Here is an 11567-nt window from a genome sequence, read left to right as displayed (position 1 = left end):
TCGGAAGGTTAGCTATATTCTTAACATTTTCCAAATGCATTAATTTATTTAGTACATTAAGTGATGCAGATACAACCTTTTCCAGTTATAGACTAAAAATCTGCTTTATTTCCTCAGGAATACTCTCTAAAGGATTCCCATTTACCTGAAGCTTTTTTAAAGCAGTTAGCTCTTTTATTTCGGGAGGGAGGGAGGTGAGCTGGTTATTATTAAGGTCAAGCTCTTCTAGCTGAAATAGCTGCCCTATCTCTGCCGGAAGAGTGGTAAGCTGGTTATTGTCTAAGTCAAGGTGATGTAGCTGTGATAACTGTCCTATGGCTGCTGGAAGAGTAGTGAGCTGATTGTTTTCTAAGTAAAGCCATTGCAGCTGGGATAGCTGTCCTATCTGTGAAGGAAGAGTGGTAAGCTGATTGTTATTTAAGCAAAGTGCTTTGAGCTGAGATAGCTGCCCTATCTCTGCAGGAAGAGTGGCTAGTTGGCTTTGGCTTAATTCAAGCCTTTGCAGCTGTGAAAGCTGCCCTATTGCTTTAGGAAGGATGGTAAGCTGGTTGTCGCTTAAGTAAAACCATCGCAGCTGCGAAAGCTGCCCTATCTCTGCAGGAAGGGTGCCTAGTTGGTTGCTGTTTAGCCAAAGATATTGCAGCTGAGACAGCTGCTCTATCTCTGCCGGAAGAGTGGTAAGCTGGTTGGTGTTTAAGCCAAGCATTTGCAGCTGCGAAAGCTGGCCTATCTCGGTAGGAATGGAGGTGAGCTGGTTATTGTCTAAGTTAAGCGTTTCTAACTGAGAAAGCTGCCGGATTTCCGCAGGAATAGCGGTTAGCTGGTTATTATTTAAGAAAAGGTATTGCAGCTGCACTAAATACCCTATCTCTGCAGGAAGGGTCGTAAGCTGGTTATTATTTAAGCGTAGCTCTCGTAGCCGCGGTAGTTGCCTTATTTCTGCAGGAAGAGTGGTAAGGTGGTTATTATTTAAGTAAAGGATGTAGAGATTTGGTAGCTGTCCTATCTCTGTAGGAAGGGAGGTGAGCTGGTTGCTATCTAAGTAAAGACCTTCTAGCTGCGATAACTGCCCTATCTCTGCCGGAAGGGTGGTAAGTTGGTTGTTATTTAAGTAAAGGAATTGCAGCTGCGATAGATACCCTATCTCTGGGGGTATAAGGGTCAATCCACATTCAGTTAAGTCTAAGCTTCTAATATTTTTGCTATAGTTTTTTATCCAATCTCTAAGTAGCTTTCCTTTTACTTGTAAAGGCAAATATTTGATAGCTTCTTGGTCTAAGTATTCCTCTCCACCAGGGATTTTTTTCCATGTTAAGAGGCGGTTAATATTTACAAGATATGAGGAGTAATTAATCAGCGTAAAATATCTTTTTTCCTCGGTTATCCATTTAAATTCTAACTCTAAAGGTGAAAGCGAGCTAGCTAAAACAAAGGTTTGTCTAAAGATTGCATTTACCTTTTTTGTTACAGAAAGATCTTCTTCTAGCTTATAAATCCTATCTATAATAAAAGCCTGCTTGTAAACATCACCATGGGGAACATGCATCTTACCTATTTGCTTATAAAGGGTGGGCATGACTTCTGTAGCTAGTAAATGTCGCCATCTTGTACAAACGCTAAATAAGGAAGGTGTGACACAAGCTCCTAAAATAGGAGCAAGTATTTCATTAGGTAGATGTTCAAGGGTGATAGATGAGCTAGGATTCATGGTAGGGTCTCCTTTAAGCTTTATGCCTATTTTTAGTTGCTTTTTAGAGAAATTCGTATATATGGAAAAAGTAAAATAGGCAAGCTAGATTTAGAAACAACTTAGCGCATGCTTAGGCAGGCTAGCAATGCAAACGACCATTAGAAATTGTTTCTATCTTTTAGCAGAATGACATCCTCTCTACCTCGGATGCTATTGGAAGGTTGTCTATATTCTCAACATCTTCTAAGCTCATCAATTTATTTCTTTACTACATAAGTTGTTGCAAATACAAATTTTTCCAGTTATAGCCTAAAACGTTGCTTTATTTTCTCCGGAATATTTTCCAGTGGATTTCCATTTAGATTAACATTTAACCAGTCTGGCAGGTAACCTATTTCCGCTGGAAGAGAGCTAAGTCGATTATTATTCAAGTTAAGGTCTAACAGCTGGGATAGCTGCCTTATCTCTGCTGGAAAAGCCGTGAGCTGGTTGTTGTGTAAGTGAAGCCATAGCAGCCGTGATAACTGCCCTATCTCTGCCGGAAGAGTGGTGAGCCGGTTATTGTGTAAGTAAAGCCATTGCAACTGAGATAATTGCCCTATCTCTACTGGAAGAGTGGTAAGTTGATTGTTATTTAAGAAAAGGTATTGCAGCTGCGATAGATACCCTATCTCTGCCGGAAGAGCCGTAAGCTGGTTGCTGTTTAATTCAAGTCTTTGCAGTTGAGACAGCTGCCCTATCTCTGCCGGAAGAGTGCTAAGTTGGTTGTTTTGTAAATGAAGGCTGTGCAGCTGTGATACCTGCCCTATCTCTACTGGAAGAGTGGTAAGTTGGTTATTATTTAATCGTAACTCTCGTAGCCGCGGTAGTTGCCTTATTTCTGCAGGAAGAGTGGCAAGGTGGTTATTATTTAAGTAAAGGATGTAGAGATTTGGTAGCTGTCCTATCTCTGCAGGAAGGGAGGTAAGATGGTTGCTGTCTAAGTAAAGCCCTTCTAGCTGCGATAGCTTCCCTATCTCTACTGGAAGAATGGCAAGTTGGTTATTATTTAAGTAAAGGTATTGCAGCTGTGATAGATACCCTATCTCTGCAGGAAGAGTGATAAGCTTGTTGCTATCTAAGTAAAATCCTTTTAGCTGCGATAGCTGCCCTATCGCTGAGGGAAGAGTGGTAAGCTGGTTGTTTTTTAAGTAAAGCCATTGCAGCTGAGGAAGCTGCCCTCTCTCTACCGGAAAAATGGTCAGTTGGTTATTATCTAAGTAAAGCTCTTCTAGCTGAAATAGCTGCCCTATCTCTGCCGGAAGAGTGGCAAGCTGGTTGCCTCCTAAGTTAAGACTTTTCAGCTGAAGTAGCTGCCCTGTCTCGGCAGGAAGAGTGGCAAGCTGGTTATTTTCTAAGTTAAGCGCTTTCAGACGCGATAGCTGTCCTATCTCTATGGGAAGAGTGGTAAGTTGGTTTTGTTCTAAGTTAAGACTTTTCAGCTGAAGTAGCTGCCCTATCTCTGCAGGTAATAAAGTCAAGCCCATTCTTGTTAAATCTAAGTCTTTAATATCTTTGCCATATCTTTCAATCCAATCTCTAAATAGCTTTCCTTTTACTTGCAAAGGCAAATATTTGATTGCTTCTTGGTCTAAGTATTCCTCTCCACCAGGAATTTTTTTCCACATTAAAAGTCGATTAATATTTATCAGATAAGAAGAGTAATTATTCAGAGTAAAATATCTTTTTTCCTCGGTTATCCATTTAAATTCTAATTCTGAAGGTGAAAGAGAGCTAGCTAAAGCAAAGATTTGCTTAAAGATCGCGTTGACTTTTGTAGCTTCGGGAAGTTCAGCTTCTAATTTATAAATCTTATCCAAAATAAAAGCCTGCTTGTTGACATCTCCTTGAGGAACATGCATCTTGCCTATTTGCTTATAAAGAGAAGGCATGACTTCAGTAACCAGCAAATGTCGCCATCTTGTACAGACGCTATATAAAGAAGGCGCAGCGCATACCTTTAAAATAGGAGCCAGTATTTCATTAGGCAGATGTTCAAGGGTGATAGATGAGCTAGTATTCATAGTAGGGTCTCCTTTAAGCTTTATGCCTATTTTTAGTTACTTTTTAGAGAAATTTGTATATATGGAAAAAGCAAAATAGGCAAGCTAGATTTAAAAGCAACTTAGCGCATGCTTAGGCAGGCTAGGAATGCAAAAGACCATTAGAAATTGTTTCTATCTTTTAGCAGAGTGACATCCTCTCCACCTCGGATGCTATCGGAAGGTTAGCTATATTCTCAACATCTTTCCAATGCATTAATGTATTTTTCTTTAGTACATTAGATAGCAAAGATCCAAACTTTGCCAGTTATAGACTAAAACGTTGCTTTATTTCCTCAGGAATACTTTCCAACGGATTTCCATCGAGTTGAAGAGCTAACCCCTGCGATAGCTGCCCTATTTCTGTAGGAAGAGCGGTGAGCTGGTTGTTACCTAAGTAAAGCCCTTCCAGCTGCGATAAATGACCTATCTCTGTCGGAAGAGTGGTAAGCTGGTTGTTTTTTAAGTAAAGCCATTGCAGCTGAGAAAGCTGCCCTATCTCTATCGGAAGAGTGGTGAGCTGGTTGCTGTTTAAGTCAAGTGCTTCCAGCTCAGAAAGCAGCCCTATCTTTGCCGGAAGAGCGGTAAGCTGGTTGTTTTTTAAGTAAAGCCATTGCAGCTGGGCGAGCTGCCCTATCTCTACCGGAAGAATGGTCAGTTGGTTATTATCTAAGTAAAGCTCTTCTAGCTGAAATAGCTGCCCTATCTCTGCCGGAAGAGTGGCAAGCTGGTTATTACCTAAGTGAAGTAATTTAAGCTGAGACAGCTGCCCTATCTCTACCGGAAGAGTGGTAATCTGATTATTGTTTAAATTAAGCTTTTTCAGCTGCGATAAACACTCTATCTCTGGGGGTAGAAAGGTCAAGCCAGATTCAGTTAAATCTAAGCTTTTAATATCTTTGCCATGATTTTCAATCCACTCTCTGAAAAGCTCTCCTTTTTTTGTTAAAGGTAAAGCTTTGATTTCTTCTCTCCCTAAATATTCTTCTCCTCCAGCAAGTTTTTTCCACATTAAAAGGCGGTTAATGTTTACAAGATAAGAGCAGTAATTAGTTAGAGTAAAATATCTTTTTTCATTAGGTTTATCTTTAAGCTCTAAATCTAAAGGTGAAAGAGGGCTAGCTAAAGCAAAGATTTGCTTAAAGATTGCATTTACCTTTTCTGCTACAGAAAGATCTTCTTCTAGCTTATAAATCCTATCTATAATAAGAGCCTGCTTGTAAACATCATCATGGGGAACATGCATCTTGCCTATTTGCTTATAAAGGGAAGGCATGACTTCAGTAGCCAGCAAATGTCGCCATTTTGTACAGACGCTATATAAAGAAGGCGCAGCGCATGCCTTTAAAATAGGAGTCAGTATTTCATTAGGTAGATGTTCAATGGTGAGAGAAGAGCTAGGATTCATGGTATAGCCTCTTTGAAGCTTTATGTCTATTTTTAGCTGCTTTTTAGAGGTATTCATATACATGGAAAAAGCAAAATAGGCAAGCTAGATATAAAAACAGTCTAGCGGCTTGCTTAGGCAAACTAGTACTATAAAAGCCATTAGAAATTCTTCTTATCCTTTAACAGAAAAGCATTATCTTCGGATGCTAGCGTTTCTATAATAAGTCGAAAGGTTATCGATATTCTAAACACCCTACAAACGCATCCATTTATCTCTTTAGTAGATTAGGTGCTACAAATACAAACTTCTCCATTTATAGCCTAAAACGTTGCTTTATCTCCTCAGGAATACTTTCCAGTGGATTTTCTTTTAGATTAAGATTTAACCCTTCCGCCAAATAAGCTATTTCTGCTGGAAAGGAGCTAAGCTGATTATTACATAAATTAAGCACTTTCAGCTGAGATAACTGCCCTATCTCGGCACGAAGAGAAGTAAGCTGATTATTGCTTAAATAAAGCTCTAACAGCCGTGAGAGCTGCCCTATCTCTGCAGGAAGTGTGGTGAGTTGGTTATTATTTAAGTGAAACCTTTGCAACCGCGATAATTGTCCTATCTCTGTAGGAAGATTTGTAAGCTGGTTATTGCTTAAGGAAAGCCATGCCAGCTGAGATAGTTGCCCTATCTCTGCAGGAAGGGTGGCAAGCTGGTTGCCGCTTAAGTAGAGGATGGATAGCTGAGAAAGCTGCCCTATCTCTGCAGAAAGAGTGGCAAGCTGATTATTGATTAAGTAAAGCCTTTGCAGCTGCGATAGCTGTCCTATCTCTGAAGGAAGGAAAGTAAGCTGATTATTGGTTAAGTAAAGCCATTGCAGCTGAGAAAGTTGCCCGATTTCCATAGGAAGAGCGGTTAGCTGGTTCTTATCTAAGTTAAATCTTCGCAGCTGCGATAGCTGCCCTATCTCGGTGGGAAGAGACGTGAGCTGGTTGCTGCTTAACCAAATCTCTTGCAGCTGTGCCAACTGCCCTATTTCTGCAGGAAGAGTGGTAAGCCGGTTGCTGCTTAATTTAAGCCTTTGCAGCTGAGACATCTGCCCAATCTCTGCAGGAAGGGCGGTAAGCTCGTTGCTGCTTAATTCAAGCGTTTGCAGCTGAGAAAGCTGCCCAATCTCTGCAGGAAGGGCGATAAGTTCGTTGCTGCTTAATTCAAGCGTTTGCAGCTGAGAAAGCTGTCCTATTTCTGCTGGAAAGGAGGTAAGCTCGTTGCTGCTTAAGCAAAGTTGAGAAAGCCGCGATAGCTGACCTATCTGTGCTGGAAGAGAGGTAAGCTGGTTATTCTCTAAGTAAAGGTGTTGTAAACCAACCAGCTGCCATATTTCTGCTGGAAGGTTGGTGAACTGGTTATTGTTTAAATAAAGTTTATTGAGCTCCCATAGTTGCCTTATCTCTACAGGGAGAATGATAAGTTCGTTGCAGTTTAATTTAAGCTCTTGGAGCTGAGAAAGCTGCCCTATCTGTGCCGGAAGGGAGGTAAGTTGGTTTCTATCTAAGTTTAAGATCGCTAGCTGAGAAAGTTGCCCTATTTCTGTAGGCAAAAACGTTAAGCCAACTCCCTGTAAATCTAATTCCTTAATATCTTTGGCATGATTTTCAATCCACTCTCTGAAAAGCTCTCCTTTTTTTGTTAAAGGCAAATACTTGATTTTCTCTTGCTCTAAGTACTTCCTTCCACTAGGGAGGTTTTTCCACATTAACAGGCGATTAATATTTACAAGATAAGAGGTATAGTTAGTCAGGGTAAAATACCTTTTTTTCTCAGCTTTACATTTAAATTCCAACTCCATAGGAGACAGTGAGCTAGCTAAAGCAAAGATTTGCTTAAAGATTGCATTTACCTTTGCTGTCTCTGAAAGCTCTTCTTCTAGCCTATAAATCCTACCTAAAATAAGAGTCTGCTCGTTAACATCTCTATGAGGAGCATGCATCTTACTTATTTGCTTATAAAGGGAAGGCATAACTTCTGTAGCCAGCAAATGTCGCCATCTCGTACAAACGCTAAATAAGGAAGGTGTGACGCAAACCTTTAAAATAGGAGCTAGTATTTCATTAGGTAGATGTTCAAGGGTGATAGATGAGCTAGTATTCATTGTAGGGTCTCCTTTAAGCTTTATGCCTAATTTTTAGTTACTTTTAGAGAAATTCGTATATATGGAGAAAGCAAAATAGGCAAGCTAGATTTAAAAACAACTTAGCGGCATGTTTAGGCAAGCTAACAATATAAAAAAACATTAGAAATTCTTTCTATCTTTTAGCAGAGCCAGCCTTCCCTGCTTCCGATGCTATCCAAAGATTATCTATATTCTTACACATCTTTCCAAGGCATCAATGTATTTTTCTTTATTACATTAGATAGCAAAGATCCAAACTTTGCCAGTTATAGATTAAAGCGTTGCTTTATGCCCTCAGGAATACTTTCCAAAGGATTTCCATTTAGATCAAGGCCTAGCTCCTGCGATAACTGTCCTATCTCTATCGGAAGAGTGGTGAGCTGGCTGCTGCTTAAATCAAGCTCCTGCAACTGAGATAGCTGTCCAAGTTCAGCAGGAAGGATGGTGAGCTGGTTTTGTCTTAAGTTAAGACTTTTCAGCTGGAGCAGCTGTCCTATCTCTGCAGGAAGAGTGGTAAGCTGGTTTTGTCCTAAGTTAAGACTTTTCAGCTGAAGTAGCTGCCCTATCTCTGCGGGAAGAGTGGTGAGCCGGTTATTATTTAAGTTAAGCTCTCTGAGTTGCGATAGCCGCCCTATCTCTTTAGGAAGAGAGGTGAGCTGGTTGTTGTCTAAGCAAAGCGTTATCAGCTGCGATAAACGACCTATCTCTACCGGAAGAGTGGTAAGCTGGTTATTGTTTAAATTAAGCTTTTTCAGCTGCGATAAATACCCTATCTCTGGGGGTAGAAAGGTCAAGCCAGATGCAGTTAAATCTAAGCTTTTAATATCTTTGCCATGATTTTCAATCCATTCCTTAAAAAGCCTGCCTTTTTCTTTTAAAGGCAAATACTTGATTTTCTCTTGCTCTAAGTACTCCCTTCCACTAGGAAGGTTTTTCCACATTAACAGGCGATTAATGTTTACAAGATAAGAGGAGTAATTAGCCAAAGTAAAATATCTTTTTTCCAGAGTTTTGGATTTAAATTCTAAAGGAGAAAGAGATTTAGCTAGGGTAAAGGTTTGCTTAAAGATTGCATAGACCTTTGCTATTTCAGGAAGTTCAGCTTCTAATTTATAAATCCTATCTATAATAAGAGTCTGCTTGTGAACATCACCATGGGGAACATGCATCTTGCCTATTTGCTTATAAAGGGTAGGCATGACTTCTGTAGCCAGCAAATGTCGCCATTTTGTACAGACGCTATATAAAGAAGGCGCAGCGCATGCCTTTAAAATAGGAGTCAGTATTTCATTAGGTAGATGTTCAATGGTAAGAGAAGAGCAAGGATTCATGGTAGGGTCTCCTTCTAAGCTTTATGCCTATTTATATTTATTTTTTAGGGATATTCATATACATGGAAAAAGCAAAATTAGGCAAGCTAGATTTAAAAACAGTTTAGCGGCTTGCTTAGGTAAGCTAGTACTATAAAAAGCCATTAGAAAAGGCTATGAGGTGCTTTTTTATAGAACATACCAGCTTTTTCACTGGATATCTATAGGCCATGGAGATGGGAGCTATAGAAAAAGGTTACAGCAGATCACAAAAACTATCCACCCTGGCACCAGCTATAATTGATGATAGTTCCATCCTAAGATAAAAAATTTAATGAATGAGCATCGATCAGCCAATAGCAAAGGTGGGACTGTTTAAGCTTACCTAACAGCAATCTTAAATAAAAGCATTTAGCTTTTCTGTATCAATGAATTTTGATTGAGGTGGAGTTGTTGTTCAATTTTTTCATAAGGAACAAGGGCAGCTTCCTCATGGATGCCTTCGCAATATTGTGCCGCTGCTTTCCAACTTTCTTCCGAAGCCAGATTCTCTTTCCACCACGGAAAGGTGCGACATTGTCGTGGGCGTTCTTGATAGATAGAACATTTTTTATCTTTTAAAAAAATACAATCATATTCATTGTTAAAATTTTTCTTTTCAATCAGTGAGTATCGATTCTCGCGCTGACGGGTGTATTTTTTCTTAAACATCTCTAAAGACATCTTTAACAGCTTAGCAACTGCTTGCATCTCTAGTTCTGTTATCCATACGTATCCTGGCGAGCCTGTGCAGCATTTTCCACATTCAGTACATTGAAAACGTAAGCCTTCTTTATACCAAGGTAAAGCTTTAGAAGTTTGGGTATTATCATTATTTTTATCCATCACGTCCTCCTGCAACAGCCTTAAACAAATTTAAGCCCTATAAAACATAATAAGGTCTACCTATCAATGGCCAAACAATAGATCTAGCGGCAATTTCTTAAGCTGTAGCCCAAGCAAAGGGAATGACCTCGGCAATCGTAGAAGCCTGGTGACGTAGCATCATCAAGCGATCAAAACCTATTGCAACGCCACAAGCATCAGGAAAACCTTTTTTTAAGGCTTCCAAAAAAGCTTCATCAATGGGTAGCTGATTTTTGCCTAAACTATCCCTTATTTGATTTGCTTCCATCAAACGCTTACGCTGCTCACCTACATCTCCCAGCTCATGATAGCCGTTAGCAAGTTCTAAGCCGGCGTAATAAATCTCAAACCGTTCCGCGATCTGCTCGTCATTTTGCCATTTTGTCTGAGCGAGAGCCGCTTGGGTGGCAGGATAGTCAGTCAAAACACAAAGCTTATCTTTTCCTAATTGCGGTTCAACCACCATAGCTAAAATAAGATTTAAAAGAGCATCTTTCCCTTCTTTTTCAATCTGAACGTAGGGTTGAATACCTCTATTCTGCAAATATTCTATCAAATCAGGAATAGAAGCTTTAACATAATCTAAATTAGCGTATTCCTGCAGAGCTTCACGATAACTTATGGTGTAAGCAGGCAAGGGACCCAAGAACAGACGAACAAAATCTAAAGCTTCTGCAATCATAAATTCATAAGAGACACCTAAACGATACCACTCGGCCATCATAAATTCAGGATTATGCTTACAACTAAATTCAGCGTCACGAAAAACATGTGATAGCTGATAAATATCACTCATTCCTTCTGCAAGAAGCCTTTTCATCCCATATTCTGGGGAAGAATGCATATAGCGTATTTCAAGGTTTGCATAGCGGGCAGGAATTAAATCGATATTAGCATCAATAGAAGCCCCTTGAGTAAGAATAGGACAATCCACTTCTAGGATTTGTTGCTTGGCAAAAAACTCTCGTGCTTGGGCTAGCATGTAGGCCCGATCCCTAAGGATCTTGACTCTATTTAACTGGGCAGCCATCTATGAAACGCGAGAAACATATTCGCCAGTGCGCGTATCAACTTTAACTTTTTCACCCTGTTCCACAAAGATAGGCACCTGAATTTTAGCGCCACTTTCTACCACAGCAGGCTTCAACACACGACCCGAAGCTGTATTTCCTCGCGCTCCTGGAGAGGTTTCAGTTACAATCATGTCGATGAAAGTAGGAGGTTCTAGTGTAACGGGCTGCCCTTTGTAAAATACTATAAAATACAAATGGTCTTCCATTAACCACTGAGCATTATCGCCTATGCTTACAAAAGGGATTTTAACCTGGTCAAATGTTTTATCATCCATAAAGACTACCCCATCGGCCTCTTTGTAAAGCATGCGCATTTCAGCTTCAACTACATCGGCCACATCTGCTTTATCTCCTGATTTAAAAGTCTGCTCAATGGTACGGCCTGTAGTAAGATGCTTTAATTTCACACGATTAAAAGCTTGTCCTTTGCCGGGCTTAACAAATTCATTGCTTACAATTGTATAAGGTTGTCCATCCACTTCCACTTTTATTCCAGCTTTGAACTCATTTGTACTAATTTGTGCCATAAAAATTCCTTAAACTCTGCTTTTTTTTTTAAATAATAGATAACAATTTACCATAAGTGAGATAGATTTGTCCAGTTGTACAAACAATAGATTACTTAAGTAGACGCTGTTACATTTTCTTACTCCTGACAAATGGCTATATGGCCAACGAAGGCAAAAATCAATCTACCAGGCGATTAACTCCTAAACTTTAAGCCTCTTAATGTTATATTTACGCCTGTACAAATTTAAGCTAATGATTAACAGCTAGAAGCTTTCCCCAATATATTGGGGGGCATGAGTACCTCTACTATGCTAGGTCGGGCTTTTTCCAACCTTCATCAATCTTTTAAGTACTTACTCTACCATCCTTCTGGCCAATTTGATAGCAAGTGTTCTGAAGCTAAAGGATAAACATCTTATCGACACCAAACTTCTGCTACGAAA

At 39.8% G+C, this 11567-nt stretch carries 9 protein-coding genes; 1 reads left to right on the top strand and 8 read right to left on the bottom strand.

Going from position 1 to position 11567, the window contains the following annotated elements:
- Nucleotides 1-85: 85 nt before the first annotated feature.
- The 5 genes from TY21_RS00590 to TY21_RS00570 form a co-directional block, all read right to left on the bottom strand.
- Nucleotides 86-1708 (bottom strand): leucine-rich repeat domain-containing protein, encoded by a 1623-nt coding sequence (locus tag TY21_RS00590; RefSeq protein WP_052354536.1) that lies wholly within the window; start codon nucleotides 1706-1708, stop codon nucleotides 86-88.
- A gap of 284 nt (nucleotides 1709-1992) precedes the next feature.
- On the bottom strand, nucleotides 1993-3753 hold the full coding sequence (locus TY21_RS00585; protein WP_197725067.1) for a leucine-rich repeat domain-containing protein: 1761 nt from the start codon (nucleotides 3751-3753) through the stop codon (nucleotides 1993-1995).
- 286 nt (nucleotides 3754-4039) lie between these two features.
- A complete protein-coding gene (locus tag TY21_RS00580; protein WP_197725066.1) occupies nucleotides 4040-5179 on the bottom strand; it encodes a leucine-rich repeat domain-containing protein in 1140 nt (379 codons plus the stop codon).
- Nucleotides 5180-5474: 295 nt separating this feature from the next.
- Complete coding sequence (locus TY21_RS00575; RefSeq protein WP_052354538.1) at nucleotides 5475-7304, bottom strand: leucine-rich repeat domain-containing protein; 1830 nt, start codon at nucleotides 7302-7304, stop codon at nucleotides 5475-5477.
- A 287-nt stretch (nucleotides 7305-7591) separates the two neighbouring features.
- A complete protein-coding gene (locus TY21_RS00570; RefSeq protein ID WP_079979926.1) occupies nucleotides 7592-8656 on the bottom strand; it encodes a leucine-rich repeat domain-containing protein in 1065 nt (354 codons plus the stop codon).
- A gap of 142 nt (nucleotides 8657-8798) precedes the next feature.
- Here TY21_RS00570 and TY21_RS11765 point away from each other — a divergent pair, with 142 nt between their 5' ends.
- Nucleotides 8799-8939 (top strand): hypothetical protein, encoded by a 141-nt coding sequence (locus tag TY21_RS11765; RefSeq protein WP_368668658.1) that lies wholly within the window; start codon nucleotides 8799-8801, stop codon nucleotides 8937-8939.
- A gap of 107 nt (nucleotides 8940-9046) precedes the next feature.
- Here TY21_RS11765 and TY21_RS00565 read toward each other — a convergent pair whose 3' ends face one another.
- The 3 genes from TY21_RS00565 to efp all read right to left on the bottom strand — a co-directional run bounded on the left by TY21_RS00565 (nucleotide 9047) and on the right by efp (nucleotide 11141).
- Nucleotides 9047-9520, bottom strand: coding sequence for a YkgJ family cysteine cluster protein (locus TY21_RS00565; RefSeq protein WP_042241407.1), 474 nt, complete (start codon nucleotides 9518-9520; stop codon nucleotides 9047-9049).
- A 97-nt stretch (nucleotides 9521-9617) separates the two neighbouring features.
- Nucleotides 9618-10571 (bottom strand): EF-P lysine aminoacylase EpmA, encoded by a 954-nt coding sequence (gene epmA, locus TY21_RS00560; protein ID WP_042241411.1) that lies wholly within the window; start codon nucleotides 10569-10571, stop codon nucleotides 9618-9620.
- Nucleotides 10572-11141: an elongation factor P gene (gene efp, locus TY21_RS00555; protein WP_039386112.1), complete on the bottom strand. Its 570-nt coding sequence runs from the start codon at nucleotides 11139-11141 to the stop codon at nucleotides 10572-10574. It abuts the gene before it with no gap.
- Nucleotides 11142-11567: the final 426 nt, after the last annotated feature.

The sequence above is a fragment of the Neochlamydia sp. S13 genome (assembly GCF_000648235.2).
Taxonomy (GTDB): Bacteria; Chlamydiota; Chlamydiia; order Chlamydiales; family Parachlamydiaceae; genus Neochlamydia.
Note: the sequence above shows the minus strand (reverse complement) of the source record. Positions and strands in the feature narration are given on the sequence as shown.

Bases quoted from the DNA above. Each gene is read 5' to 3' on its own strand.
- TY21_RS00580 (WP_197725066.1), bottom strand. From the start codon at position 5,179: ATGAATCCTAGCTCTTCTCTCACCATTGAACATCTACCTAATGAAATA.
- TY21_RS00585 (WP_197725067.1), bottom strand. From the start codon at position 3,753: ATGAATACTAGCTCATCTATCACCCTTGAACATCTGCCTAATGAAATA.
- TY21_RS00570 (WP_079979926.1), bottom strand. From the start codon at position 8,656: ATGAATCCTTGCTCTTCTCTTACCATTGAACATCTACCTAATGAAATA.
- efp (WP_039386112.1), bottom strand. From the start codon at position 11,141: ATGGCACAAATTAGTACAAATGAGTTCAAAGCTGGAATAAAAGTGGAA.
- TY21_RS00565 (WP_042241407.1), bottom strand. From the start codon at position 9,520: ATGGATAAAAATAATGATAATACCCAAACTTCTAAAGCTTTACCTTGG.
- epmA (WP_042241411.1), bottom strand. From the start codon at position 10,571: ATGGCTGCCCAGTTAAATAGAGTCAAGATCCTTAGGGATCGGGCCTAC.
- TY21_RS00575 (WP_052354538.1), bottom strand. From the start codon at position 7,304: ATGAATACTAGCTCATCTATCACCCTTGAACATCTACCTAATGAAATA.
- TY21_RS00590 (WP_052354536.1), bottom strand. From the start codon at position 1,708: ATGAATCCTAGCTCATCTATCACCCTTGAACATCTACCTAATGAAATA.